General features: G+C 67.4%; 24 protein-coding genes. 11 read left to right on the top strand and 13 right to left on the bottom strand.

Going from position 1 to position 24,965, the window contains the following annotated elements; translation table 11 throughout:
* Nucleotides 1–5: 5 nt before the first annotated feature.
* The 6 genes from ACILR9_RS09960 to ACILR9_RS09935 all read right to left on the bottom strand — a co-directional run bounded on the left by ACILR9_RS09960 (nucleotide 6) and on the right by ACILR9_RS09935 (nucleotide 5,835).
* A complete protein-coding gene (locus tag ACILR9_RS09960; protein WP_395709762.1) occupies nucleotides 6–1,007 on the bottom strand; it encodes an ABC transporter permease in 1,002 nt (333 codons plus the stop codon).
* Entirely contained in the window at nucleotides 997–1,965 is a 969-nt protein-coding gene (locus ACILR9_RS09955; RefSeq protein WP_395709761.1) for an ABC transporter ATP-binding protein, read from the bottom strand. Before ACILR9_RS09955 ends, ACILR9_RS09960 begins: the two co-directional genes overlap by 11 nt.
* Before the next feature lie 10 nt (nucleotides 1,966–1,975).
* On the bottom strand, nucleotides 1,976–3,145 hold the full coding sequence (locus ACILR9_RS09950) for an NEW3 domain-containing protein (protein WP_395709760.1): 1,170 nt from the start codon (nucleotides 3,143–3,145) through the stop codon (nucleotides 1,976–1,978).
* 14 nt (nucleotides 3,146–3,159) lie between these two features.
* Entirely contained in the window at nucleotides 3,160–3,774 is a 615-nt protein-coding gene (locus ACILR9_RS09945; RefSeq protein WP_395709759.1) for a glutathione S-transferase family protein, read from the bottom strand.
* 160 nt (nucleotides 3,775–3,934) lie between these two features.
* Entirely contained in the window at nucleotides 3,935–4,954 is a 1,020-nt protein-coding gene (locus tag ACILR9_RS09940) for a zinc-binding dehydrogenase (protein ID WP_395709758.1), read from the bottom strand.
* Nucleotides 4,951–5,835, bottom strand: a complete 885-nt coding sequence (locus ACILR9_RS09935; protein WP_395709757.1) for an alpha/beta fold hydrolase — start codon at nucleotides 5,833–5,835, stop codon at nucleotides 4,951–4,953. Before ACILR9_RS09935 ends, ACILR9_RS09940 begins: the two co-directional genes overlap by 4 nt.
* 316 nt (nucleotides 5,836–6,151) lie before the next feature.
* Here ACILR9_RS09935 and ACILR9_RS09930 point away from each other — a divergent pair, with 316 nt between their 5' ends.
* From ACILR9_RS09930 to cutA, 4 genes are all read left to right on the top strand, one after another.
* Entirely contained in the window at nucleotides 6,152–7,483 is a 1,332-nt protein-coding gene (locus ACILR9_RS09930) for a Rieske 2Fe-2S domain-containing protein (protein ID WP_395709756.1), read from the top strand.
* Between the two features lie 4 nt (nucleotides 7,484–7,487).
* Nucleotides 7,488–8,918, top strand: a complete 1,431-nt coding sequence (locus ACILR9_RS09925; RefSeq protein WP_395709755.1) for a glutamine synthetase family protein — start codon at nucleotides 7,488–7,490, stop codon at nucleotides 8,916–8,918.
* Nucleotides 8,919–8,982: 64 nt separating this feature from the next.
* The gene (locus tag ACILR9_RS09920) at nucleotides 8,983–10,017 is read left to right on the top strand and encodes a S1C family serine protease (RefSeq protein ID WP_395709754.1); all 1,035 of its coding nucleotides are present in this window, start codon (nucleotides 8,983–8,985) and stop codon (nucleotides 10,015–10,017) included.
* Nucleotides 10,014–10,325, top strand: coding sequence for a divalent-cation tolerance protein CutA (gene cutA, locus ACILR9_RS09915; RefSeq protein ID WP_395709753.1), 312 nt, complete (start codon nucleotides 10,014–10,016; stop codon nucleotides 10,323–10,325). Before ACILR9_RS09920 ends, cutA begins: the two co-directional genes overlap by 4 nt.
* Before the next feature lie 37 nt (nucleotides 10,326–10,362).
* Here cutA and ACILR9_RS09910 read toward each other — a convergent pair whose 3' ends face one another.
* Nucleotides 10,363–10,830 (bottom strand): VOC family protein, encoded by a 468-nt coding sequence (locus ACILR9_RS09910; RefSeq protein ID WP_395709752.1) that lies wholly within the window; start codon nucleotides 10,828–10,830, stop codon nucleotides 10,363–10,365.
* Nucleotides 10,831–10,875: 45 nt separating this feature from the next.
* On the opposite strand from ACILR9_RS09910, the gene ACILR9_RS09905 reads away from it, so the two are divergent.
* Nucleotides 10,876–11,466, top strand: coding sequence for a TetR/AcrR family transcriptional regulator (locus ACILR9_RS09905; RefSeq protein WP_395709751.1), 591 nt, complete (start codon nucleotides 10,876–10,878; stop codon nucleotides 11,464–11,466).
* On the opposite strand, the gene ACILR9_RS09900 is transcribed toward ACILR9_RS09905, so the two are convergent.
* Nucleotides 11,447–12,526, bottom strand: coding sequence for an NAD(P)H-dependent flavin oxidoreductase (locus tag ACILR9_RS09900; RefSeq protein WP_395709750.1), 1,080 nt, complete (start codon nucleotides 12,524–12,526; stop codon nucleotides 11,447–11,449). The two genes, ACILR9_RS09905 and ACILR9_RS09900, sit on opposite strands and share 20 nt — an antisense overlap.
* 230 nt (nucleotides 12,527–12,756) lie before the next feature.
* On the opposite strand from ACILR9_RS09900, the gene ACILR9_RS09895 reads away from it, so the two are divergent.
* Genes ACILR9_RS09895 through ACILR9_RS09870 form a run of 6 tightly spaced genes read left to right on the top strand, consistent with a single transcriptional unit; the run spans nucleotide 12,757 to nucleotide 19,333 of the window.
* Complete coding sequence (locus tag ACILR9_RS09895; protein WP_395709749.1) at nucleotides 12,757–13,632, top strand: LysR substrate-binding domain-containing protein; 876 nt, start codon at nucleotides 12,757–12,759, stop codon at nucleotides 13,630–13,632.
* Nucleotides 13,633–13,661: 29 nt separating this feature from the next.
* Entirely contained in the window at nucleotides 13,662–15,065 is a 1,404-nt protein-coding gene (locus ACILR9_RS09890; RefSeq protein WP_395709748.1) for an amidase, read from the top strand.
* An 8-nt stretch (nucleotides 15,066–15,073) separates the two neighbouring features.
* Nucleotides 15,074–16,003 carry an NAD(P)-dependent oxidoreductase gene (locus tag ACILR9_RS09885; RefSeq protein ID WP_395709747.1) on the top strand — a complete coding sequence of 310 codons (930 nt, stop codon included), beginning with the start codon at nucleotides 15,074–15,076 and terminating at the stop codon, nucleotides 16,001–16,003.
* 2 nt (nucleotides 16,004–16,005) lie between these two features.
* Nucleotides 16,006–17,256, top strand: a complete 1,251-nt coding sequence (locus ACILR9_RS09880) for an amidohydrolase family protein (protein ID WP_395709746.1) — start codon at nucleotides 16,006–16,008, stop codon at nucleotides 17,254–17,256.
* A gap of 50 nt (nucleotides 17,257–17,306) precedes the next feature.
* Nucleotides 17,307–18,266, top strand: coding sequence for a tripartite tricarboxylate transporter substrate binding protein (locus ACILR9_RS09875; RefSeq protein ID WP_395709745.1), 960 nt, complete (start codon nucleotides 17,307–17,309; stop codon nucleotides 18,264–18,266).
* 35 nt (nucleotides 18,267–18,301) lie between these two features.
* Nucleotides 18,302–19,333: a 5-methyltetrahydropteroyltriglutamate--homocysteine methyltransferase gene (locus ACILR9_RS09870; RefSeq protein ID WP_395709744.1), complete on the top strand. Its 1,032-nt coding sequence runs from the start codon at nucleotides 18,302–18,304 to the stop codon at nucleotides 19,331–19,333.
* Between the two features lie 97 nt (nucleotides 19,334–19,430).
* Here ACILR9_RS09870 and ACILR9_RS09865 read toward each other — a convergent pair whose 3' ends face one another.
* The 5 genes from ACILR9_RS09865 to ACILR9_RS09845 form a co-directional block, all read right to left on the bottom strand.
* Nucleotides 19,431–20,384, bottom strand: a complete 954-nt coding sequence (locus ACILR9_RS09865) for an SMP-30/gluconolactonase/LRE family protein (protein WP_395709743.1) — start codon at nucleotides 20,382–20,384, stop codon at nucleotides 19,431–19,433.
* Between the two features lie 229 nt (nucleotides 20,385–20,613).
* The gene (locus ACILR9_RS09860; RefSeq protein WP_395709742.1) at nucleotides 20,614–22,293 is read right to left on the bottom strand and encodes a thiamine pyrophosphate-binding protein; all 1,680 of its coding nucleotides are present in this window, start codon (nucleotides 22,291–22,293) and stop codon (nucleotides 20,614–20,616) included.
* A gap of 180 nt (nucleotides 22,294–22,473) precedes the next feature.
* The gene (locus ACILR9_RS09855; RefSeq protein WP_395709741.1) at nucleotides 22,474–22,731 is read right to left on the bottom strand and encodes a hypothetical protein; all 258 of its coding nucleotides are present in this window, start codon (nucleotides 22,729–22,731) and stop codon (nucleotides 22,474–22,476) included.
* On the bottom strand, nucleotides 22,728–24,446 hold the full coding sequence (locus ACILR9_RS09850) for an amidohydrolase family protein (RefSeq protein ID WP_395709740.1): 1,719 nt from the start codon (nucleotides 24,444–24,446) through the stop codon (nucleotides 22,728–22,730). The genes ACILR9_RS09855 and ACILR9_RS09850 overlap by 4 nt, the downstream gene beginning before the upstream one ends.
* Nucleotides 24,446–24,856: a nuclear transport factor 2 family protein gene (locus tag ACILR9_RS09845; protein ID WP_395709739.1), complete on the bottom strand. Its 411-nt coding sequence runs from the start codon at nucleotides 24,854–24,856 to the stop codon at nucleotides 24,446–24,448. The genes ACILR9_RS09850 and ACILR9_RS09845 overlap by 1 nt, the downstream gene beginning before the upstream one ends.
* Nucleotides 24,857–24,965: the final 109 nt, after the last annotated feature.

Genomic DNA, 24,965 nt, shown 5'->3' with positions numbered 1-24,965 from the left:
GTCCTTCAGGCTCTGACTTCCTCGCGCTGGAACACCACGTAGGCGATGGCGAACACCACGATCATGCCGGCGATCAGGCCGGTGACCTGCGGCCAGATCAGGAGCAGGCTCTGGTCGAGCGGCAGCGGCGCGCCCATGATCGCCCCGCGCATCTGGCTCGGAATGATCGGCCCGAGCGTGCGCGTCTCGGGATTGAGCAGGCCGATCACCGCCTCGCCGAACAAAGTGTTGGGCGAGAAGCGCTCCAGGGTCGACTGCATCTCGATCATGGCCAGCGTCTCGTCGAGCCGGCCCATCCCCATGGCGACGTTGGTCGGCGTCACCGCCAGCACCAGCACCGGCACGATGAGCGGCCACAGGATGGCGAAGAACAGCCAGACACCCAGCGCACACAGCGCCGACGTCGCGGTCGAGCGGAACACCACCGAGAACAGCATCGATATGGCGAGCCAGACGCCGCCGAAGGCGATGGCGACGATCAGGAAGCCCAGCCCGCGCGCCACCTCGACGCCGCGCGGCGGGATGCCGAGCAGCAGCAGGCCGGCGCCCAGCACGATCAGCCACAGGGCGACCAGGGCCACCGCGAGCGTCGCGAGCCCGCCCAGGAATTTCCCGAGCAGCAGCGCGTCGCGATAGATCGGCTGCGACAGCACGCGGCTCAAGGTGCGGCGGTTGAACTCGCTGTTCACCGAGTCGAAGCCCAGGCCGATCGCCAGCAGCGGGATCACCAAGGTGAGTGACGCCGTGAAGGAGAACGGCACGCGTTGGGGTGCCGACGTGAAGATGCGCAGGAACAGGAACGGGTCGGATTCGGTGACGTTGCGCAGCTCCTGCAGCGACAGCCCGACCGGCAGCGCGCCGAAGGCGATCACGAACAGCATCAGCACCATCATGCGGGCGCTGCTCAGGTGATCGGAGAATTCCTTCATGAAGACCGGCCCCAGGCCGGTGAAGGGTGAGCCCTCGCGCCGTGCGGCGACGCGTTGTGTTCCGGCACTAGGCGGCATTGCGGGCCTGCTCGAAATAGCTGGTGTAGACCTCTTCCAGGCTGGGCTGGAGATCGTCCAGCCGCAGCAGCGAGCCGCCCGATGTCACGATGCGCTGCGCCACGGCGGCGCGCACGTCACGGTCGGCGATGACCCGCCAGGTCGCGGCACGCTCCTGGGTGATCTTCTGCACGCCCGGAACGCTGCCGAGGACCGCCGGCACGTCGGTGCCCGACGCCTCGACCAGGATCGGATGGCCGGCGCCCAGCACCTGGTTGGCGAGCTCGACCACGGTGCCGATCAGGGCGATGCGGCCACGGTTGAACAGCGCCACCCGGTCGCAGACGCTCTGCACGCGATCGAGCAGGTGCGACGACAGCAGCACCGCCACCCCTGCGTCCTTGAGGCGGCGGATCATCTCCAGCAGCTCGAAGGTGGCGTGTGGATCGAGGCCCGAGGTCGGCTCGTCGAGGATCGCCACCTCGGCCTTCTTCATCACGATCTCGGCGATGCCGAGCCGCTGGCGCATGCCGCGCGAGTAGGTCGCAACCCGCTTGTCGATCACGTCGGCGAGATTGACGCTGTTCAGTGCCTCCTCGATCCGCGCGTCGGTCTGGCGCCGCGGCAGGTCGAGCAGGCGCGCGGTGTAGCGCAGGTTCTCGCGCGCCGTCAGATGGTCGTAGAAGCCGACCGCATCCGGCAGGTAGCCAACGCGGCGCTTGACCTCCAGCGGCTGGCGCACCGGGTCGAAACCCAGCACCCTCACGGTACCGCCGCTGATCTCCGTCAGGCCGAGCATCATCAGGATGGTCGTCGTCTTGCCGGCGCCGTTCGGCCCGAGCAGGCCGAAGATCTCGCCGCGCCGGACGTCGAGGTCGATGGCGTCGACGGCACGCTGCGTGCCGTAGAGCTTGAGCAGCCCGCGCGCCTCGACGACAGTGGGGCTCTCTGCCAAAGAGCTCATAGCGAGGTGGGCCATTGCCGCCGGCTCACCGCCTGCCGAAGCGTGCCACCGCGCCCAGCAGCACCAGCAAGGCAACAGCGATGATGCCGATGCCTGCCACGCCCCATAGGGTCGAGGTGGTGACGGTGATGCGGAAATCGGCCGATGCCGATTCGCCGCGGCCGTTGGCGCGGAACGAGGCGACGTAGTCGCCGGCGATTGCCTTGTCGCCCGGCGTCACGACGACCTGCACGTCCTTCTTCTCGTTGGGTGCGACGCTGGCGAGGGTCTTGGGATTGAACTCGACCTTCCAGTTCGCCGGCACGGTGCCCGACATCTCGACCTCTTCGATCGGTGCGGTGCCGTCGTTGCTGACGACCAGCGTATAGGTCGAGCTCTTGCCGACCTCGGCCTCGCCCGACAGACGCCCGTCCTTGGTGCCGAGCGCAAGCCGGCCCTGGCCGCTGATCTGCAGGGTCACGCGCAGCTCGGCAGTGGCGCCCTCCGACGCCACGCGGACCAGCACCGGATAGTCGCCTGCCTTGACGTCGCGCGGCGGCGTCACCTTGACCTTGATGTCCTTGGTCTGGCCGGCCTCGATCGGGATCGAGCTGATCTCGTTGCTGCCGTAGCCTTCGCTGAAGGTCGTCTGGAAATTGGCCGGCCCCTGCGCCGACAGCGCCACGGTCAAGTCCTTGCCGCTGTCGTTGCCGACCGTCACCGTGTACTCGAACGTCGAACGTGGCGTGCCGCGCAACGACGGCAGGCGCGATTTCAGGCTGAGCTTGGCCGGCGCCTCGCTGCCCACCGTGAGCGTCAGCACCAGGTCGGGCGCCTGCGCGACCGGCCCCTTGGCGCTGAGCGTGATCTTCTGCGAGCCGGCTGGCGCGTCCTTGGGCACTTCTACGCGCAGCTGCAGGCTGACGCTCTCATTGACGCCCGGCATGGCCGAAGCGACCGGCAGGCCACCGCCCAGCAGGTCGACCTTCCAGCCCTGCGGGACGCCCGACAGGGCCAGCGCCACCGGCTCTGGCGGCAGGCCGCTGTTGTTGAGCTTGAGGCGAATAGTCGTCGTCTCCCCCGCGCGCACGGTCTGCGACGGATAGTCGGTCATCAGGAACAGACCGCGCGGCGGTGGATCGGCCGCCTGGGCGAGCGCGCTGCCCGCGACCATCGAGGCAGCCATGTACGCGAGGAGAACCAGCAGGCGGCGCATCGTCAGTGTCTCCGTCAGGCGGCGGCGCTGGGACGCGCCTTCATGCGCCCGAACCACGCCGTGAGGTTCTTGCAGGCAGGATCGAGCGGCTGGCCGACCTGGCCCATGAAATCGAGGAAGGCGAACAGCAGGATGTCCGCCATGGTGAGCTTGTTGCCGGCGATGAAAGGCTTGGAGCCCATCAGCCCGTCGAGCCACACCAGCTTCTCGCGCGCCGTCGCCTTCAGGTCGTCGGCGGCCTGCGGGATGCAGTGGACGCGGTTCTCGAACATCTTGAGGCCCTCGGCGAAGCGGAACCCGTTGGCCGCCGGCTCGACGACGTTGAGATCGATGCGTCGCGTCCACATGCGCGTGTTGGCGCGCTCTTCCGGCGTGTTGCCGATCAGCGACGGCGTGTCCTTCTTTATCTCGTCGACGTACTCGCAGATTGCCGTGATCTCGGCCAGCACGGAGCCGTCATCGAGCTCGAGCGCCGGGCTCTGGCCTGCCGGGTTGACCTTGAGATAGGGCTCGCGCCGGTTCTCACCGCCGCGCAGGTCGACATCGACCTTGGGAACGTCGAACCCCTTCTCGGCCATGAACATGCGGACCATGCGCGGATTCGGCCCGATCGAGTTGTAGAGCTTCATTGACATCCTCCCTTGCGGCCAAACCGCTAACAAATCGCCCGGCCTGTGGTCAACTGACGACTTTCTCCTGGTGTCGGACTCATGCTCTTCCGGACCGCGTATCTCGCTCAGAATCATGAACGAGCGAGATGCTCGCGGTCCGGAAGAGCATGAACTCTACTCACCGCCACGGCTCGATGAGAATCTTGGTGTGGCGCTCGGGGTTGCCCAGCTCGGTGAAGGCCTTCCTGACGCCCGCCAGCCCGACCTTGCCGGTGATCAGGGCCTCGCCGTCGACCTCGCCCTCGGCCAGCAAGCGCAGCGAGCGCGCGAATTCCTCCGGCGTGTAGCCCAGCACGAACTGCAGGCTGAGCTCCTTCAAGATGCCGAACATTGGCTCGATCGAGTCCGGCTCCATGCAGACGCCGACCACGATCACCCGGGCATCGCGCGGCGCCGCCTCGAAGAGCTGCTGCAGCATGCCCGGCACGCCGACGCATTCGAAGATCGCCGCGCGCTTGTTCGCCGCCAGTCGGGAATAGGGCGATTCCTTGGCCGGATCGACGACGACATCTGCTCCCATCCTCGCCGCCAACGCCCGTCTTGTCGGCGAGAAGTCGGCGGCAACTATCGGACGGATCCCTTTCAGGCGCAGGGCCACGATCACGGCGAGGCCGACCGGCCCGCAACCGATCACCAGCGGCGCCTCGTCCGCGCCCGCCGCGCCCTTCTCCACCGCATGCACGCCGACGGCCAGCGGCTCGGTCAGGGCGGCATGCTCGGTCGGCAGGCCGTTCGGCACCTCGAGCATGAGCGGTACCGACAGCACCATCTGCTCGGCATAGCCGCCGACATAGGTGTTCGAGTAGCCCATGCCCTTCGGTCCATCCGTCTCCATCATCAGGGGCATGGAACAGACGCGGGTGCCGGGCTTCAGCCGGCGCTCGGTGTCGGGGCCGTAGTCGAGCACCTCGCAGCAGAACTCGTGCCCGAACACCACGTCGCGCGCCAGGTCCATCGGCACGCGGCCGGGGATGCGCCGGCTCACCTCAACCATGCGGTGGGCATGCTTGGCGGCGTGCAGGTCGGAGCCGCAGATGCCGCACGCCAAGGTCTTCACCAGCACCTGGCCGCGGCCGGGTACCGGCTCGGGCAGTGTGTCGACGACGATGTCGCCGCCGCGAAAGATCGCTGCCTTCACTTGATGAACTCCCGCGCCAGGTCGACGAAATCGGTCAGCCGATCGTGATGCACCCAGTGGCCGGCATGATCGAACTCGACCACCTTGGCGCCCTTGAAGTGCTTCAGCCGTCCGTCCTTCTCGGGATTGGAGGCCCAGCTCTCCTTGCCGTAGACCAGCAGGGTCGGGCAGGTGATCTGGGCCCACAGCAGCTCGATGTCCTCGTAGCTCATGTCGTAGGGCGGCCAAGTGCGGACGTAATTGTCGAACTTCCAGCTGTAGGTGCCATCTTCGTTCTGGTTGACGCCCTGCTGGGTCAGATGGCGGGCCTGGGCGGCAGAAAGATGCGTGTTCTCCTCCTGCATGCGCTTGAAGGCATCCTCGATCGTCGGATAGCGCCGCGGCAGGCGACCCGACAGCTTGCGCTGCTCCTCGACCCATTGGCGCATGCGCTCGCCGATCGTCTTGGTGCCGCGCTCGGCGATCACCTTGGGCGACGGCCCCAGCCCCTCGATGGCGACCAGCTTGCGCACCTTCTCCGGATAGACGCCCGAATAGCGCAGGCAGATGTTGCCACCCAGCGAATGAGCAATGATGGTGACCGGCGCCAGTCCCTGCTGATGGATGAGCTGGTCGAGGTCGTAGATGTAGGACGACATGGCGTAGTTGCCGTCGGGCGACCACTGGCTGTCGCCATGGCCGCGCAGGTCCGGGCAGATCACATGCCAGTTGTGACGCAGGGCGTCGGCCACCCAATCCCAGTTGCGGCAATGATCGCGCCCGCCATGGACCAGCAGCAGCGGTGGGGCATCGGGATTGCCCCAGTCGACGTAGTGAAGACGCAGCCTTTGCGAGACGAAGTGCCGGGAGGTCGGACCGGGCATGCCGTTGGAGTGGGTCATGGCTTCTCTATAGCGAGTGCCGGCTCACTTTGAAATCTGGCCAGCGATTCTGGCTGTCCCTCAAGCTTCGCTCCTTCGGAGCGGTCGCATCTCGGTTCCCTTTTCCGTAATCGGGGGAAGTGCCCTGGGAGGTGCCCCGTCATACGGGGCGGAAGGGAAAAGCCTCAATCGTTCCGACGTCGGAACCGGAATCATCTCAAGCATGGCCTTCCCTCTCCGCGCCCTTTTCGGGGGCACCTCTCCCGAGAATCGAGAGGGGCTGGGACGGAACCGTACCGGGTGGCGCCTCGTCGCGCTTTACGCCACTCTGACGGCCATGATGAGCCCCGAGCAGAACGATCTGATCACCCGCATCGGCCCGGGCACGAAATGCGGCGCCCTGCTGCGGCATTATTGGCATCCGGTGGCGCTTGCCGATGAGTTGCCGAACGAGCGCCCGGCCAAGGCGGTACGCCTGCTCGGTCAGGATTTCGTGCTGTTCCGCGACGAGCGCGGGCGGCACGGCCTGCTCGATCGCGACTGCCCGCATCGCGGCGCCGACCTCGCCTATGGCCGGCTCGAGGATGGCGGCCTGCGCTGCCTGTTCCATGGCTGGCTGTTCGACGTTGACGGCAAGTGCCTGGAGACGCCAGCCGAGCCGGAGGGCAGCGTGCTGTGCCAGCGAGTGCGCCAGCGCGCCTACCCGGTCGTCGTCAAGAACGGCATCGTGTTCGCGTTCGTGGGCGAAGGCGAACCGCCGGCCTTCCCCGATCTCGACTGTTTCCTCGCGCCGAGCAGTCACGCCTTCGCCTTCAAGGGGCTGATCGAGTGCAACTGGCTGCAGGCGCTCGAGGTCGGCATCGATCCGGCTCATGCCTCGTACCTGCATCGCTTCTACGAGGACGAGGATACCGGCGCGGCTTACGGCAAGCAGTTCCGCGCCGCATCGTCCGATTCCGACATTCCGATGACCCGCCTGCTGCGTGAGTTCACCCGGCCGCGCATCGATGTCGAAGCGACCGACTACGGCCTGCGCCTGTTCGCCTTGCGCCGCCTCGACGAGCGGCATACCCACGTGCGCGTCACCAACCTGGTCTTCCCCTACGCCTTCGTCATACCGATGAGCGCCGAGATGACCATCACCCAGTGGCACGTGCCGATCGACGACACGTCCTGTTACTGGTACGCGATCTTCACCAGCTTCGGCCGGCCGGTCGATCACGCGGCGATGCGCGAGCAGCGCCTCAAGCTCTACCAGCTGCCCGACTATCGCCCGCGTCTGGGGCGCAGCAACGAGTACGGCTACAGCGTCGCCGAGCAGGCGAGCCAGACCTTCACCGGCATGGGTTTCGACATCAACGTGCACGATCAATGGGCAATCGAAAGCCAGGGCCGCATCCAGGATCGCACGCGCGAGCATCTCGGCACGACCGACAAGGCCATCGTCGCGTATCGCCGCATGCTCCTGTCGGCGATCGGGCAGGTGGCGAATGGCGACAAGCCGCCGATGTGGCTCGATGCGGCGCACGCCTCTACCGTGCGCGGTCCGATCGCCATCGACGGCATGGGCCCGACCGAGGACTGGCAGGCCTATTGGAAGGGTGTCGACGCTCGCCGACGTGGCAGTTCGAGCTGGGCGGCCGCCACTGTGCCGCCCCTGGTGGCGTGAGCCCGTGACGCTGGTTGAACGCGCCGGCCTGTGGACTGAGGACCGCAAGGCGGCGACCCGCGAGGCGCTGCGGCACATGCATGCCGGCGAGATGTCTGTGGTGCGGCTGGTGTTTGCCGACCAGCACGGCGTGCTGCGTGGCAAGACCCTGACGGCAGCCGAGATCGAAGGCGCGCTGAAGAACGGCGTCGGCTTCACCACGACCATGCTGCTGAAGGACACCTCGCATCGCACGGTGTTCCCGGTGTGGCGGCCGGGCGGCGGCTTTGGCATGAAGGAGCTCGAGGGCGCCGCCGATGTGGTCATGCTGCCCGACCCGACGACCTTCCGGGCGCTGCCCTGGGCGCCGCACTCCGGCTGGATGCTGGGCGACATCCATTTTCCCGACGGAAGGCCGATGCCGCTCTGCACGCGGCAGCTCTACAAGCGCGCGCTCAAGACCCTTGGTGATCGCGGCTATGACTTCATCGCCGGGCTCGAGGTCGAGTTCCACCTGTTCAGGGTCGAGAAGACCAGGCTCGCCCAAGGGGACGCCGGCCAGCCCGGCGAGCCGATCGACGTTTCCTTGCTGAACCAGGGCTACCAGTATCTCACCGAGCAGCGCTACGACGAGATGGACCCGATTCTCGAGATCCTGCGCTCCAACGTCGTCGATCTCGGCCTGCCGCTGCGCTCGCTCGAGGTCGAGTACGGACCGAGCCAGGTCGAGTTCACCTTTCGCGCCGCCGCCGGCATCGCGCCGGCCGATACCATGGTGCTGTTCCGCAGCGCCGTCCGGCAGGTCGCCCAGCGCCACGGCTTCCACGCCACCTTCATGTGCCGGCCGAAGATCGCCAACGTCATGTCGAGCGGCTGGCATCTGCACCAATCGCTGAAGGACAGGAAGAGCGGCGCCAACGCCTTCGTCGATGCGACCGACCCGCTGTCGGCGGCCGGCATGCAGTACATGGCGGGGTTGCTGGCCCACGCTCGCGGCGCCGCCGCCTTCTCCACGCCGACGCTCAACGGCTACAAGCGCTATCGCCCCTTCTCGCTGGCGCCCGACCGCATCCTGTGGGGGCGCGACAACCGGGGCGTCATGATCCGCGTGCTGGGTGGCCCAGGCGACGCCGCCACCCACCTGGAGAATCGCATCGGTGAGCCGGCGGCCAATCCGTACCTCTACATGGCGAGCCAGATCGCCAGCGGCCTCGACGGGCTCGACGGCGGCCTGGATCCCGGCCCGTCGGCCGACACGCCCTACGATTCGGATGCCCCGCTCCTGCCCCGCTCGCTCGCCGAATCGCTGGCGGCGCTGAACGAGGACCAGGCCCTGCGCACGTCGTTCGGCGATTTCTTCGTCAGCTACTATCTCAAGCTGAAACAGGCCGAGATCGACCGCTTCAACCTCGAGGTCAGCGACTGGGAACAGCGCGAGTATTTCTCGCTGTTCTGAGTCTTCTCGCCTCCCCCAGCTCCGCTGGGAAGGAAAGCTCGGAGGCCAATCCCCATATACGGGCATGTTCGACTTCCACCCTTCCCTCGTCTCCGACGAGGAGGCCGCGACGGAGGTACCTGCTTCCCTCGCAGAAACCACCCCGGACGAACGGCCGCTGTTCGATGCCTACTCGCAGGCCGTGGTCGATGTCGTCGATCGCGTCGGGCCCGCCGTCGTGCGGGTCGAGACGCCGACCGATCGCGACAAACGGCAGCGCGGCGGCACGGGTTCCGGCGTCGTGATCTCGCCCGATGGCCTGGTGCTGACCAACAGCCATGTCGTGCAGGGCGCCACCGCGGTACGGTTGACGCTGGCCGACACCCGCACCGTCGAGGCGCGCGTGCTGGGCGACGATCCGCATACCGACCTTGCCCTGCTGCGCGTCGTCGACGACGTCGCCCTGCCGGCGGCGCGGCTCGGCAACTCGAAGAGCTTGCGGCGCGGCCAGCTGGTGGTCGCGATCGGCAATCCGCTGGGCTTCGAATCGACGGTAACGGCAGGCGTCGTCTCGGCGCTCGGCCGCTCGCTGCGCTCGCGCACCGGGCGGCTGATCGACGACGTGATCCAGACCGATGCCGCGCTCAATCCTGGCAACTCGGGCGGCCCGCTGGTGTCGTCGCAAGGCGAGGTGATCGGCATCAACACCGCCGTGATCGCCGGCGCCCAGGGCATCTGCTTCGCCGTCGCCAGCAACACCGCGAGCTACGCGGTGAGCGAGATCGTGCGCCACGGTCGTATCCGTCGGGCCTTCATCGGCGTCGCCGGCCAGACCGTGCCGTTGCCGCGACGTCTGGCGCTCGTGCTCGGGCTGCGCCAGACGAGTGGCGTGGTGGTCGCAAGCCTGGAGCCAGACAGCCCGGCAGCCAAAGCGGGCCTGCAGCCCGGCGACATCGTGCTGTCGCTCGACGGCGAGCCGGTGACCGGCGCCGACGACCTGGTTCGCTTGCTGGGCGCCGACCGGATCGGTCTCGACACTCGGTTGACCGTGGTCGCCGGCAACGAGCGCAAGCAGGTCACGATCACGCCCGCCGAACGCAACCAGGAGCCGCCGACGTGAAGCCCATCGCCGTCGTGACGACCGTCGCCAGAAGGAAGGACGCCCGCGCACTCGCGCGGGCGCTGGTCGAAGCAGGCCTCGCCGCCTGCGCACAGATCTCGCGCATCGAGAGCCTCTACACCTGGAAGGACGAGATCAAGCGCGACAAGGAGTATCGCGTGCTGATCAAGACCGTCGACGAACGCTACGCCGCCGTCGAAAGCGCCATCCGCGACATGCATCCCTACGAACTGCCGGCCATCCACGCCTTCGCCTTCGAGCACGTCCTGCCAGCCTACGGTGACTGGATCGCCAAGCATTCGGCTTAATGTTGTCCTCCCCAGCGAAGTTGAAGAGGAGAGATGCCTACTTCACTTTCCCGCCGGCCAGCATCTTGCTCCAGCGATTCTGCATCTCGGCCGGGCTGACCTCCTCCTTCTTGGCGGCGAGGAACCAGCGGTAGCCGAACGGGCAGGCGACCATGCCGGAGCGGTCGCCGTAAAACTGGTCCTGCACCGGGCGGATGACCGTGGCGCCGGCAGCGATGGCGCGGGCGACCGCCTTGTCGGCATCCGCGACGGCGATGTGGAAGGCGACCGGCGAGCCGCCCGTCGCCGCCGGGCTGCGTGCGCCGAAGTCGGGATACTCGTCGTTCAGCATCAGCACACTATCGCCGATCTGGATCTCGGCATGTCCCACCTTCCCCGAAGGCTCGGTCAGGCGGAACAGCTCGGTGGCGCCGAAAGCCTTCGCATAGAAGGCGATCGCCGCCGTGGCGTCATGCACCGTCATGTGGGCCCGCAGGGTTTGCTCAGTCGTGCTCTTTGCCGTCATGGCTTCACCTGTGCTATATTAAGTTACGTAACGTAACGTAAATATATGCCCCGTCAATCCTCGACAGCACCAACGCGCGGCCGGCCGCGCGATCCGCGCATTCGCAGCACCATCCTCGACGCCGCGCGCGCCCTGCTCGAGCGTGGCGGCCTCACCGCCGTCACCATCGAGGCGATCGCCGGCAAAGCGGGCGTGAGCCGCCCAACCATCTATCGTTACTGGTCGAATGCGCCGGCGGTCGCCATGGCAGCCTTCCTCGACGCGTCGGCGCCACCCGCGTCAGGCCCATCGAGCCGCTCGCCGCTGTCGGCGCTCAGGGCCCAGCTCCATGCCGTGGCAAATGCCTTTGCCGCGCCGACGGGCCGCAGCATCGCCGCCATGGTCGCCGCCGCCCAGTCGGAGACCGAGCTCGCCAAGGCCTTCCGCAACGAGTTCATCGCCCGCAACCGTGACACCGCACGGTTGCTCCTGGAGCGCTGCATCGCCGATCGCCTGGTCACCGCGCCGGCCGATCTCGACCTGGCGCTTGACCTGATCTTCGGGCCGCTGTTCTATCGGCTGCTGATGGGCCACGCGCCGATCACCCGCGGCTTCGTCGATCAGCTGCTGCAGGCCGTCATCCCTGCACGCGTTTAAAGGCCGCGGAGGTCTGCTCGACCAGCGTCACCACCACGGCGGCAGCTGGCATCTCGCGGGCGAGCAAGGCCGCCTGCCCGCTCCACAGCGGCGTAAAATCCCCGCTGCCCTTGGCTTCGGCGGCTGCGCGCAGCGGCGTCGCCGCACCGGCGGCCAGGGGAAAGCTCGGCGCCTCCGAAGAGATCGGGCCGACCTCGCGCATGATGCGATTGACGACGCCGCGTGCCGGCCGGCCGGTGAAGATGTTGGTGAGCGCCGTCACGTCGGCAGACTTGGACTTCAATGCCGCGCGATGGACCTGTGATGTCTTGGCCTCCGGGGTCAGCAGGAAAGCCGTGCCGACCTGCACGCCGGCGGCGCCCAGGGCGAGCGCCGCCGCCACGCCACGGCCGTCGGCGATGCCGCCGGCGGCAATTACCGGCACCTTCACGGCGTCGACCACCTGGGGCACCAGCGCCATCGTGCCGGGCTGGCTGGCGATGTCGTCGGTCAGGAACATGCCGCGATGCCCACCCGCCTCCGCGCCCTGGGCGATCACGGCGTCGACGCCGCGCGCTTCGAGCCAACGTGCCTCCTCGACCGTGGTGGCCGAGCTCATGATGAGGATTCCGGCATCGCGCAGCGGCTTCAGCAACCCCTCCTCCGGCAGCCCAAAATGGAAGCTCGCGACCTTCGCCTTGAACTCGAGCAGCAGATCGCCCATCGCGCCACCGTAGGGAGTCCGCACCGCACCACCATCGGCCGCCGATGCCGGCACGCCAAGCTCGTCGTAGTAGCGCGCCAGCCGCCTGCGCCAGCCGGCCTCACGGCCGGCGTCGACCACAGGCGGCGTGTGACAGAAGAAATTGACGTTGATCGGTCTGTCGGTCTGCTGCCGCACGGTTTGCAGCTCAGCCCGTAGCAGGTCGGGCGTCAGCATGGCCGCCGCCAGGGAACCCAACGCCCCGGCCTTGGACGCCGCGATAGCCATCCGCGGAGTCGTCGGCCCGGCCATCGGCGCCTGGATGATGGGATGCTCGATCCCGAACAGGTCAAGGAGACGACGATCCTGCCACTTCATGACATTGCACTCCTTCCACTACCGGGCAGGCCATTCGCATTTCCCAAGAAGATCATCATCCTCCCCCAGCGGAGCTGTAGCGGAGCTGGGGAGGAGAATGAAAAGCGCATCCACATGCGAAGCCACTGCACCACCGGCGACGACTCTACTGCCGCGGCAGACATCTTTAATAATGATTTCTTGTGATCATTAGCATCTGATAAATTGATTGAATGGATGCCAAGGACCTGGTGACATTCCAAACCGTGGCGCGGCTCGGCGGCATGGGCCGCGCCGCGCGCGAGCTCAACACCGTCCAATCCAACGTGACGCAGCGCGTGCGCCGACTCGAGGAGGTGCTGGGCGTCACCCTGTTCGCACGCAGCCGTGCCGGCGCCCGGCTCACCGCGGCGGGAGAGCGGCTGATGCCCTACGCGACCCGCATTGGCGTCCTTCTCGAGGAGGCGACGCGCGCGGCGCGCGATGACGGCGCCCCCAGCGGCACGCTAACGGTCGGCTCGCTGGAGACCACCGCCGCCTTGCGGCTGTCCCCCCTGCTCGCCACCTATGCAAAGGACTATCCCAAGGTCGATCTCGTCCTGCGCACCGGCACGACAGCGGAGCTGATCGAGCGCGTTCTCGATCGCGAGCTCGAAGGGGCGCTGGTGTGCGGGCCAGTCTCCCATCCCGACCTCACGAGCGCGCGCGTCTTCGAGGAGGATCTGGCGCTGCTGAGCGCCCCGACCGAGCGGTCGGTCGGCAAGCTGCTGGCCAGGCCCGACCTTCGCGTCATCGTGCTGCGCGCCGGCTGCTCCTATCGCCAACGGCTGGAGGAGCTGCTGGCGCGGCGCGGCATCGTCGGACTGCGCCGCCTCGAGTTCGGCACCTTGGAGGCGATCCTAGGCGCCGTCGCCGCCGGCCTCGGGATTACCCTGCTGCCGGGCGCCCTGGTCGGGCCGGTGTGGCGCGGCGGGCGCGTCGCCGTGCATCGCCTGCCGACGGCGGACGCGCGCGTGCAGACCGTGTTCGTACAACGCCGTGACGTCCTGCGCTCGAGCGCGATGTCGGCCTTCCACGACCTGGTCGCTGGACGGCGCCGCTCGCGAGACGGCACAGTAGTCGCCTGATGAGGGGCCGCCTGACGAGGGGATAATTCATGGAACTCTGGCAATACGACGCGACCGACCTGGCGCGGCTGATCCGCACCGGGCAGGCCTCGGCGCGCGAAACCGTCGATTCGGTGCTGGCTCGTCTCGACAAGGTCAATCCAGCGATCAATGCGGTGGTGCGCGTACTGGGCGACGAGGCGCGCGCAGCCGCCGAGACCGCCGACGCAGCGCGCGCCCGCGGCCACGCACTGCCACCCCTGCACGGCGTTCCCGTAACGACCAAGGTCAATGTCGACCAGGCCGGCCTGCCGACCGACAATGGCGTGATCCCGTTGAAGGATTTCATCGCCACCGAGGACAGCCCGGTGGTCGTCAACCTGAAGCATGCCGGCGCCATCATCGTCGGCCGCACCAATGCGCCGGCGTTCTCGATGCGCATCTTCTCCGACAACGCCCTGCACGGCCGCACCCTCAATCCGCGCGACCCCGAGCTCACGCCCGGCGGCTCGAGCGGCGGCGCCGGTGCTGCCACAGCCACCGGCATCGGCGCCATCGCCCACGGTAACGACATCGGCGGCTCGGTGCGCATCCCGGCCTACTGCAATGGCGTGGTCGGCCTGCGCACCGGGTTCGGCCGCATCCCCTCCTTCAATCCCAGCGCGCCGGTCGGCCGCCCGCCGGGCGCCGTCCTGATGGCGGTGCAGGGTCCGCACACCCGATCGGTGCGCGACGCCCGCCTGGCGCTGGAGGTCATGGCGCGCGGCGATCGACGCGACTGGCGCTGGAACGACGTGCCCGTGCAGGGCCCGTCTCCGGCGCGGCCGATCAGGGTGGCGCTGGCGCCGGAAGTACCGGGCGGCCGCACCAATCCAGTCCAGGCCGCGGCGGTGCGCCTGGCCGGCAAGCACCTGCAGGCGGCAGGCTATGTCGTCGAGGAAGTCCTGCCGCCCGATATCGAGCGCGGCATCGAGCTGTGGCACCTGATCTGCGTCACCGACGTGTTCGGCGGCCTGTGGCCGCAGATGCAGAAGATGGGCGACCCGGACGGCATCGCCGCCATGCAGGGCTGGCTCGATCTCCACAAGCCGGCCGACCTGCCGACCTATATCGGCGCCCTCACCGAGCGCGAAGGCCTGCTGCTGAAGTGGATGACCTTCTTCCAGCAATGGCCATTGGTGATCATGCCCACCCTGTGCGACCTGCCGCCCAAGCAGCGCGCCGACACGACCAAGTCGGGACAGGCCGAGGTCCTGGAGTCGATGCGCGTCGCCCTGCTCGCGCCCCTGCTCGGCCTGCCCGGCCTTGCCGTCCCGGTAGGCAGCCACGGCAAGCTGCGCACCGGCGTGCAGATCATGGCCATGCGCAACCGCGAGGACCTCTGCCTCGACGCCGGCGAGGTGATCGAGGCGGCCGAAGGCGTGGTGACGCCAATCGACCCAGTGCGGGGGTAGGACAACACATGAGCAGCAAGGCATCGCACGAGGTCGGTTGGATCGGGCTCGGCCGCATGGGCGAGGCCATGGCGGCACGCCTGGTCAAGGCGGGGTTCGGGCTCTCGGTGTGGAATCGCACCGCGTCCAAGGCCGATCCGCTGACCAAAATCGGCGCAGAAGTCGTGACCGACAAGATGGCGATGGCGCATTGCGCGACCGTCATCACCATGGTCTCGACCACCGACGACCTGAAGGACATCCTGTTCGGCAAGGGCGGCGTGCTGGCCGGCACTGTGCGGCCCAGGCGCGTGGTCGACATGTCGTCGATCTCCGACACTGGCTCGGCCGAAATCCGCAAGCAGCTCGACGGAGCGGGTGTGGCCTACCTCAGCGCGCCCGTCTCCGGCAACGCCAAGGTCGCCAAGGCGGGCAAGCTCCTGGTCGTCGCCTCTGGTCCGCGCGCCGAGTACGACGCGGTGCAGCCGCTGCTGGCGGCGCTCGGCCGCGCCGCGATGTATGTCGGCGACGGCGAGCTGTCGCGGGTTTGGAAGATCGCCCACAATACGATGTTCGGCGTGATCATCCAGTCCCTCTGCGAGATCACCCTGCTGGCCGAGAAGGCCGGCATCCCGCGCCACGTGTTCTTGGAATCGATCAACCAGAGCGTGCTCGGGTCGATGTACACCCGCTACAAGACTCCGGCCCTGGTCAACCTCGACTTCACCACCACCTTCACGCCCAAGCTGCTGCTGAAGGACATGGAGCTCGGCATGTCCGCCGGACGGGCCTACGGCGTCGTCATGCCGGCCGCCTCGGCGACGCGCGACAGCATCATGTCGCTGTCGCACCAGTATCCCGGCGACATCGACTTCTCGGTGCTGCTGGTCGAGCTGGCGCGCGCCGCCGGCATGAAGCTCGAACCCGAGAATGTCCCCCTGAGCGATGGGCTCGCCTGACCGTGCCCCTGCTTCTGAAATCCGGCATCGTCGTCACCCAGGACCCCGCGCTCGGCGTGCTGCCCAGGGGCGACTTGCTGGTCGACGGCGACCGCATCGCCGCCATCGCTCCGTCGATCGACGCAGCCGCCGAGACCGTCGATTGCGCCGGCCACTTCGTGCTGCCCGGGCTCATCAACGCCCACATGCACACCTGGCAGACGGGGCTGCGCGGCGTCGCCGCCAACTGGACGCTGCTCGAGTACTTCCGCCACGTCCATGCCGGGCTGGCCACCGCCTTCCGGCCTGAGGACATCCACATCGCCACGCTTGCCGGCGCGCTCAACCAGCTCGACCATGGCGTCACCACCCTGGTCGACTGGTGCCACAACAACCCGACGCCCGAGCACACCGATGCCGGCATCGCCGGCCTCGAGGAGAGCGGCATCCGCGCCGCCTTTTTCCACGGCTCGCCCAAGCCCGACCCGAAGCCCGGCGAGCCGCACTTCTCCGAGGTGCCGCATCCGCGGCACGAGATCGAGCGCCTGATGAAGGGCCCGCTGGCCGATCGTGCAGGCCTGGTGACGCTCGGAATGGCGGTGCTGGGCCCGCACTACTCGACGCTCGACGTCAGCGCGCACGATTTCGCCCTGGCCATGGAGATGGGGCTGGTCGCCTCGATGCATCAGGGCGGCGGCGAGGCCAGGACACCGGGCGGCTGGGAGGTCTTGATGGCGCGCGGCCTTGTCGGGCCGCACATCAATATCGTGCACGGCAACAACCTCAGCGACGAGCAGCTGCGCGCCTTCGTCGAACTCGGCGTCAGCTTCTCGGTCACGCCCGAGAACGAGATGGCACAGGGCCATGGCCATCCCATCACCGGCCGGCTGCGTGCGCTGGGTTCGGCGCCGTCGGTCGGCGTCGATCTCGAATCGGCGATCAGCGGCGACATGTTCACCGTGGCACGCATGGCGCTGGCCTCGCAGCGCGCGCTCGACAATGCCGCCGAGCGCAGCCGCAGCGGCGGCATTCCCGCGACCTCGACCGTGCCGGTCGCCGAGGCGCTGGACTGGATCACCAGGCGCGGTGCGGCGATGCTCGGCATGAATGACCGCATCGGCAGCCTGACGGTCGGCAAGCAGGCCGATATCGCGGTGATGTCGCTCGGTCCCCTCGCCATGTGGCCGGCCCATGATCCGGTCTGGCGTGGCCCAATCTCGCCGGCCTGCGCACCAAGCTGGCTGCGTCGAGCGAGCGGATCCTGTCGAGCCTGAATGTAAGAAGCGCCAGCCGCGAGACAGCGGCGGCATAGTGGGAGGAAACCATGTCACGTCTGATCGCGCTTGGGCTTGCCCTGGCGCTCGCCGCGCTTCCGGCTTCAGCGCAGAACTATCCCGAGAAACCGATCCGCATCATCGTGCCCTTCACGCCGGGCAGCGCCACCGACGTCGTGGCGCGCGCCATGGCCGCTGTCATGACCAGGAATCTCGGCCAGACGGTGATCGTCGAGAACAAGCCGGGCGCCGGCGGCACGATCGGTGCGGCCCAGGTCGCGAAGGCCGCGCCCGACGGCTACACGCTGCTGGCCAACTCCTCGGCGCACACGGTCAACGCGTCGATCTACGCCAGCATGCCCTATGACACGGTGAAGGACCTGCCGGCGATCAGCCTGCTCGCCGTGCAGCCCAACATCATGGTCGCCGCGCCGTCGAAAGGTTGGAAGACGGCCGCCGACTACGTGAAGGCTGCGAAGGAACAGCCGGGCAAGCTCACCTACGCGACGGCCGGCACCGGCAGCGGTACGCACATGAATGCGGAAAAGTTCAAGCTGGCGGCCAGCATCGATACGGTGCACGTTCCCTACCGCGGAACCCCCGAAGCGCTCGGCGATACGATGAACGGCCGCACCGACATTTACTTCTCCCCGGTGATCGCCGCCCTTCCGATGATTCGCGACAATCGGGTAGTCGCGCTGGCCAATGGCAGCCCCAGGCGCTCGTCGGTGCTGCCCGATCTTCCGACCACGGAGGAGCAGGGCTTCAAGGACAGCGGCTACAATTTCTGGGTCGGCCTGTTCGCGCCGGCCGGCACGCCGCCGGCGCTGATTGCCCGTCTGAATACCGAGGTGAAGAAGGCGCTCGACTCGACCGAGGTCAAAGAACGGCTGGCGGCGCTGGGCGCCGACGCCTCGCCGACCACGGCCGCCGAGTTCGACAAGATCGTCGCAGCCGAGGTCAAGGAAAATGCCGAGCTGGCCAAGAAGGCCGGCATCAAGTTGCAATAGCCCCCATAGCCTCAGCGTGACCAAGGACCGTAATCATGCCCCCCTCCCTGTTGCAGACCACCGTTGTCGGCTCGTACCCGCAGCCCGACTGGCTGGTGAACCGCGAGATGCTGAGCAAGATGGTGCCGCGCACTCGCGTGCGCGAACTGTGGCGCGTGCCCGAGGCGTTCCTTGAGCAGGCGCAGGACGACGCCACCCTGCTCGCCATCCGCGACATGGAGCGGGCCGGTATCGACATCGTGACCGACGGCGAGATGCGGCGCGAAAGCTACTCGAACCGCTTCGCCACCGCGCTCGACGGCATCGACGACGAGCACCCGGGCGAGATCGTGAACCGGGTCGGTCAGAAGACCGCAGTGCCGCGTGTGGTCGGCAAGATCAGGCGGACCAAACCGATCGAGCTGCGCGATATGCAGTTCCTGCGCGCCAACACGGAGCGGCAAGCCAAGATCACCCTGCCCGGCCCCTTCACCATGGGCCAGCAGGTCAAGGACGAATTCTACAAGGACGCCGAGGCGATGTGCATGGATTACGCCGTCGCAGTCAACGAGGAGGCGCACGACCTGGTCAAGGCGGGCGCCGACGTGATCCAGCTCGACGAGCCGTGGCTGCGCAACAACCCGGAAGAAGCCAAGCGCTACGCCATCAGGGTGATAGATCGCGCACTGCAAGGCCTCACCGTGCCGACAGTCGTCCATCTCTGCTTCGGCTATGCCGCCGTGGTGCGCGGCGGCAAACCGACCGGCTACGCCTTCCTGCCGCAGCTCGCCGACAGCATCGCCCAGCAGATCTCCATCGAATCCGCGCAGCCCAAACTCGATCTCGGCGTGTTGAAGGATCTCGCGCCGAAGAAGGTCATGCTGGGCGTGATCGACCTCAACGACGCCGAAATCGAGACGCCGGAAAAGGTGGCCGATCGCATCCGTGCCGGACTGAAGCACGTCGCGGCCGACAAGCTCCTCCCCGCGCCCGATTGCGGCATGAAGTACCTGCCGCGCGCGACGGCTTACGGAAAACTGAAAGCCCTCGCGGACGGTGCCGCCTTGGTGCGCCAGGAACTGCAGTAAGCCCCAGGCGAAGCGTTCGTGTCGGCGGGATCGACCAAAGCCCGATCTTGTCTGATTGCCACTTTGTCATCCCAAGCGCAGCGAGGGAGCCTTGTTTTCAACCGCCCGGCACGCCCTGCGCCTCGACGTAGAGCGCGTAGACCGACTGGCTCGCGGTCATGAACAGGCGGTTACGCTTGCGGCCGCCGAAGCAGAGGTTGGCGCAACGCTCGGGCAGCAGGATGCGGCCGATCAGCGTGCCGTCGGGCGCGAACACGGCGACGCCGTCCTGCTCCGGACCGCCCGAGAAGCCTGCCCAGACGTTGCCCTCGGTGTCGCAGCGGATGCCGTCGGCGAAGCCCGGCGTCGCATCGAAGAACAGGCGGCCGTTCACGGGCTTGCCATCGACCATGTCGTAGACCCGCGTGGTGCGCGTGCCGTCGGGTGTGTCGACGACATAGAGCCGTGATTCGCCGGGCGAGAAGCAGAGACCGTTCGGCCGCTCCATGTCGCCCACGGCGATGGTGTATTCGCCGGTCGCCGGGTCGAGGCGGTAGACGCGATACGGCATTTCCTTGGACGCCTTGTCGCCGAGATAGTTGCCGCGGATGCCGGCGCCGTTGTCGCTGAACCAGATCGAGCCGTCCGACTTCACGACGACGTCGTTGGGGCCGGTCAGCCGCGTACCCTCGAACGACGAGGCCAGGACGGTGACAGTGCCGTCGTGCTCGGTGCGGGTCAGCGTGCGGCTGCCGAGCTCGCAGCTGATCAGCCGGCCTTGCCGGTCACGCGTGTTGCCGTCGGGATAACCCGCCGGATTGCGCAGGGTCGCCACTGCACCGGTGATCTCGTCCCAGCGCACCAGCGCATCGTTGGGAATGTCCGAGAACAGCAGGTAGCGGCCATCTCCATAGTACGCCGGCCCCTCGGTGAAGCGGAAGCCGGTGGCGATGCGCTCGATCGCCGCCATCGGCACGACCAACGCACGAAAGCGCGGATCGAGAACGACGACGTCAGGATCGGGATAGCGGATGGGCGCCGGGGACTGCCAGCGCGACGGGCCTGAACTCATCTTTGTCTCCCCCTTTCGATGACTTCTCTCCGAATCCTCCGCCGAGGAAAGGTCCCTCGCTTACGGGCGCTTGCGGCGCCAAGCGCCTGTCTCGGAATGACGGGTTCTTAGCTGGGGCGCACCAAGCCAATGGCGCGATCATCGTCGATCACACGAATGGCGCGCCGCTGGAGCGGCGCCCCCAGCACAATGATGTCATCCCGAGCGCCGCGAGGACCTTATCCTTTCTTCAGTGCTTGCGTGTCTCGAACTCGTGGAACTCGCTCATGAACGGCGCCGCCACCGCGGCATTGAGCTTGCAGTCGAGGAACACCGGGCCGTCGGGCCGCGCCAGCAGCGGCGCGATCCTTTGCAGATCCTCAAGCGTGCGGATGGTCGCCGCCTGGAAACCGAAGGCCTCGGCCACTGGCGCGTAGTCGACGTCCGGAAACACCGACTTGGCCACCGGCAGCTCGCGCATCTTGAGGAAGTGCAGCTCTGCCCCGTAGGCGCAGTCGTTCATCAGCACGATGACCAGCGGCAGGTCCTCGCGCACCACCGTCTCGAGCTCGCCCATGGTCATCAGGAAGCCGCCGTCGCCGATCACCAGCACCGTGGTCTCATCGGGCCGCGCCTTGGCCACGCCAAGCGCCGTGCCGAAGCCCAGGCCGATCGAGGCGAAGTCGCTGGTCAGCTTGAAATGGCCCGGCCCCGGCACCGAGAGGTAGGGCACGATGCCGAGAAAATTGCCGGCATCGTAGACCAGGTTGCGGTTGGCCGGCAGGAGCTTCTCGAGCGCAACCCCCAGTGAACGCGGATCGACTGTGCGCGCGGTGTTGGCCGGCTCGAAGTCGCTCGCGATGTCGAAACCCTTCAGGAAGCGCAAGGTCTCGTCCGAGCGGAACGGCCGCTCCAAATTCGATCCCGGCGGCAGCGCCTCGATCAGGGCTTCCGCTGCGAGGCGGGCATCGCCTACCACCGCGACGTCGGCATGGTGCCAGCGACCGATATGGCCGCGCTCGGAATCAATCTGGACCAGCGGCACGTTCGGCAGTGAATGCCCGAAGCTCATGGTGAGCAGATTCAGTCCGGCACCGAACACCAGCACGCAATCGGCCTCGTGGACCAAGCGACGCGCTGCCGAATGGGAGAACGAGCCGACGATGCCGAGATTGGCCGGATGGTCGCGGAACATGTCCTTGCCGCGGGCTGACGTCGCCAGCAGCGCACCGGTGCGGTCGGCAAGCTTCTCCAGTGCTTCCTTGGCGCCGGCGCGGTGGGCCCCCAACCCGGCCAGGATCAAGGGCTTGCGGCTCTGGCGCACCACGGCGGCGGCGGCCTCGATCGCCTGGGCCCGCGGCGCCGCGGGCTTGCGCTCGCGCGGGCGCGCGAGCGATGCGTCGCTCTGATCCATGTCGGAGAGCTGGACATTGACCGGCAGCAGCAGCGCCGCAGCGCCGCCCTGCATCGCTGCCGCAATCGCGTCTGCCAGAACGCCGCGCGCCGTCGCCGGGCTGGTGGCGACGAAGGTGCGGATGCCTGCGGCGGCCAGCACCGCGGTGGCGTTGAAGCCCTTGTAGTCGGGGCCGAGGCCGTTCATCGCGCCCGACGGCACTGCCGCTTCGCCCGAGATGATCAGCACCTTGGAGCCCGAGCGGCTGGCATAGGTGGCGGCATGCAGGCCGTTGGCCGTCGCCGGACCGCGCCCGATGACCGCGATGCCGAGCCCACCCGAGCGATAGGAGAAGCCCTCGGCCATGGCAATGGCGTTGTTCTCGTGACGGGCGCCGTAGAAGCGGATGCCGGCGCTGTCGAGCGCGGTGGCGAACACCGCCGTATCGTCGCTCATCAGGCCGAACACCTGCTCGACGCCCAGCGCCTTGAGGTCGTCGACCAGGGCTTGATAGGTCGGGATGCGGCGATCACTCATGGATGTACTCCGTGTATGAATTTGTGACTGCGCAACCCACCCAACCTCATGCTGAGGAGCGAGCGCAGCGAGCGTCTCGAAGCATGGGCAACACGAACCTTTCCTGATCCCATCCTTCGAGATGCCGCGCTTCGCGCGGCTCCTCAGGGTGAGATTTTTGCCGTTCGACCTGCCGCGGCGTCACCGCGCAATCACCGTGCCTTGCGGCGTCACGGTGACCTGCTTTTCGACGCCGCCCTGGGTGGCCTTGCCGGTCCATTGGCCGTCGGGGCCGCGGCGCAGGCCTTCGACGTTGTTGTAGTGCAGCGTGTTGAGGCGGCTTTTCACGCCAACGGTGCCGCCAGTGCTGGCCGCCGGCGGCGCGGACTTTGCCTGGGCCATCGTCAAGCCGGGCGTGATGACCATGACGGCGATCAGGAAGAGACTGCAGCGCCTCACGAGGCCAGCTTTCCTTTCAACACCTCGCCCTGGTAGGTGCCGGTCGCTTCGCCGTTCTCGAACGCGACCGCGCCATTGACCAGGGTGGCCCTGATGCCCTCGGCCTTCTGCACCAGGCGGCGGGCGCCGCCCGGCAGGTCCTTCTCGACGGTCGGCAGGAGCGGCCGGATGCGGTCCTCCTCGAACAGCACGAGGTCGGCGCGCAAGCCTTCGCGCACCTGGCCGCGATCGTGCAGGTCCCACGCCGCGGCATTGTCGTGCGTCAGCTTCTTGATCGCCTGCTCGAGCGTGAAGGCGCCACGCTTGCGCACCCAGTAGCTGAGGAAATGGGTCTGCAGCGAGGAGCCCATCTCCTGGCAGACGTGCGCACCCGAGTCCGAGAAGGTCGCCAGCGTGCGCGCATGCTTGAGGATGCCGAGCACGTCGTCGGGCGATTCGTTGACCAGCGGCTGGACGTAGACCTGGTTCTCGTCCTTGAGCGACAGGTCGATCATCACCTCGACCGGATGCTGGCCGCGCGCCTTGGCGAGCTGGTCGACCGTGGGATCGTCCCAATCGACGCCCTTCAGGGCGAACAGGTTGGCGTAGTCCGGCTTGCGCGGATCGGTCGTCGCCGCGCCGCCACCCTGGAAGACCTTGTCACGCGGCTTCATCTTCTCTTCCGCCGCGACCAGCTCGCGCCGCACAGCCGGATCCTGCAGCCGCTCCTTCTGTTCGTCGATCGGCAGCGCACGGATCGGCCGCCAGGCCGGCAGGACGTCGAAGGGCAGGTAGGACTTCAGCGAGAAGATGGCGTTGATCGAGCGTGTCGTGCCCTGCCCGTACATGCGGCCGCCGGCGGCGACCGTGTCGTCGATGTACCGGGTCTGGTAACTCCAGGGAGTCGGGTCGTCGCCCTGCTTGGTCGCCAGCACGCCGAACATGATCGGCCGCTTGTAGTCGAGCGCCACCTTGCGCAGGCGCTCGAGAAAGACGCGATGGCGCGGTCCGCTCGCGATGTCCGGTCCGATCTGGAAGATGCCGGCATCGACCGCGGCCATGGCCGCCAGGATGCGATCGATCTCCTCCCATTCGGCGATGCGGCTCGCCACCGGCGTGTCGTCCGGCGTCACATGCGTCGACGCGCGCGAGCTCGAGAAGCCCATGGCGCCTGCCTTCAGCGCCTCCTGCACGGCCGCCGCCATGCGTGCCATGTCGTCCTCGGTGGCCTTCTCGGAGAGCGCCCGCTCGCCCATGACGTACATGCGCAGCGCTGAATGGCCGATGTACATGCCGTAGTTGATCGCCTTGGGTAGGCGCTCGACGGTGGCGAGGTATTCGGGGAAGGTCTCCCACGTCCAATCGATACCGGCCGCCATCGCTTCGGTCGGGATATCCTCGACCGCCGACAGGCAGCGTGCGTACCAGTCGCGATCGGAGGGCTTGCAGGGGGCCAGCGCAAAGCCGCAATTGCTCATCACCACGCTGGTGACGCCGTGCCAGCACGAGCAGCTGCCGAGTGGGTCCCAAGCGACCTGCGCATCCATGTGGGTATGGCCGTCGATGAAGCCCGGCGCGACGATCAGGCCGTCGGCATCGATGGTGCGCCCCGCGGTGCCGGCGATGCGGCCGATCTCGACGATGCGGCCGTCGTGAATGGCGACGTCGCCGGTGAAGCGTGGCTTGCCCGAGCCATCGACGATGGTGCCGCCGCGGATGATCGTGTCGAAATCCATCACAGTCGATCCTTGTGCTCGACGATCTTCCAGTAGGTGTCCTTGGCGCAGATCTTCCCGCCGCGGAACGTGTAGATGTCGCAGCCCTGGTAGTTCAGGTCCTCGCCGTCGGCGCCCTTGCCCTTCACCGTCCACACCGAGATCGCGCGGTTGCCGGCGTAGATGTACTCCTTGTGGTCCCAGCGCATGTCGGGGATCACCTTGAAGCGAGCCGCAAGCGTCTTGGCGATGGTTTCCTTGCCCGTCAGCGTGCGGCCGACCGGCTCGGGCCCGCGCGCCAACCAGAAGGTGGCATCATCGGTGAAGAAGGAAACGATGCGCTCGACGTCGCGGCTGTTGAAGGCCGCGGAGATCGCCTTCATCAACTCCGGCGTGGCGATGTCGGGATTTGCGGCTGTAACATCCGGCATACGAAACCTCCCTTGATGCGACAGTAAACGATTGCAGGCTTGGCCTGCATCGGCAAGGTCGAAGGCATCATGGCTGGGACCGCGCCACTTAAGGCGGAGTAACCTCAGC

The sequence above is a fragment of the Reyranella sp. genome, from assembly GCF_044224635.1.
Taxonomy (GTDB): Bacteria; Pseudomonadota; Alphaproteobacteria; order Reyranellales; family Reyranellaceae; genus Reyranella.
The sequence above is the reverse complement of the archived record's forward strand: the minus strand, read 5'-3'. Positions and strand labels throughout refer to the sequence as shown.

Bases quoted from the DNA above. Each gene is read 5' to 3' on its own strand.
- ACILR9_RS09950 (WP_395709760.1), bottom strand. From the start codon at position 3,145: ATGCGCCGCCTGCTGGTTCTCCTCGCGTACATGGCTGCCTCGATGGTC.
- ACILR9_RS09900 (WP_395709750.1), bottom strand. From the start codon at position 12,526: ATGAAGTGGCAGGATCGTCGTCTCCTTGACCTGTTCGGGATCGAGCAT.
- ACILR9_RS09870 (WP_395709744.1), top strand. From the start codon at position 18,302: ATGCCCCCCTCCCTGTTGCAGACCACCGTTGTCGGCTCGTACCCGCAG.
- ACILR9_RS09955 (WP_395709761.1), bottom strand. From the start codon at position 1,965: ATGGCCCACCTCGCTATGAGCTCTTTGGCAGAGAGCCCCACTGTCGTC.
- ACILR9_RS09865 (WP_395709743.1), bottom strand. From the start codon at position 20,384: ATGAGTTCAGGCCCGTCGCGCTGGCAGTCCCCGGCGCCCATCCGCTAT.
- ACILR9_RS09935 (WP_395709757.1), bottom strand. From the start codon at position 5,835: ATGACCCACTCCAACGGCATGCCCGGTCCGACCTCCCGGCACTTCGTC.
- ACILR9_RS09930 (WP_395709756.1), top strand. From the start codon at position 6,152: ATGATGAGCCCCGAGCAGAACGATCTGATCACCCGCATCGGCCCGGGC.
- ACILR9_RS09960 (WP_395709762.1), bottom strand. From the start codon at position 1,007: ATGCCGCCTAGTGCCGGAACACAACGCGTCGCCGCACGGCGCGAGGGC.
- ACILR9_RS09860 (WP_395709742.1), bottom strand. From the start codon at position 22,293: ATGAGTGATCGCCGCATCCCGACCTATCAAGCCCTGGTCGACGACCTC.
- ACILR9_RS09905 (WP_395709751.1), top strand. From the start codon at position 10,876: ATGCCCCGTCAATCCTCGACAGCACCAACGCGCGGCCGGCCGCGCGAT.
- ACILR9_RS09875 (WP_395709745.1), top strand. From the start codon at position 17,307: ATGTCACGTCTGATCGCGCTTGGGCTTGCCCTGGCGCTCGCCGCGCTT.
- ACILR9_RS09885 (WP_395709747.1), top strand. From the start codon at position 15,074: ATGAGCAGCAAGGCATCGCACGAGGTCGGTTGGATCGGGCTCGGCCGC.
- ACILR9_RS09850 (WP_395709740.1), bottom strand. From the start codon at position 24,446: ATGGATTTCGACACGATCATCCGCGGCGGCACCATCGTCGATGGCTCG.
- ACILR9_RS09945 (WP_395709759.1), bottom strand. From the start codon at position 3,774: ATGAAGCTCTACAACTCGATCGGGCCGAATCCGCGCATGGTCCGCATG.
- ACILR9_RS09845 (WP_395709739.1), bottom strand. From the start codon at position 24,856: ATGCCGGATGTTACAGCCGCAAATCCCGACATCGCCACGCCGGAGTTG.
- ACILR9_RS09920 (WP_395709754.1), top strand. From the start codon at position 8,983: ATGTTCGACTTCCACCCTTCCCTCGTCTCCGACGAGGAGGCCGCGACG.
- ACILR9_RS09890 (WP_395709748.1), top strand. From the start codon at position 13,662: ATGGAACTCTGGCAATACGACGCGACCGACCTGGCGCGGCTGATCCGC.
- ACILR9_RS09910 (WP_395709752.1), bottom strand. From the start codon at position 10,830: ATGACGGCAAAGAGCACGACTGAGCAAACCCTGCGGGCCCACATGACG.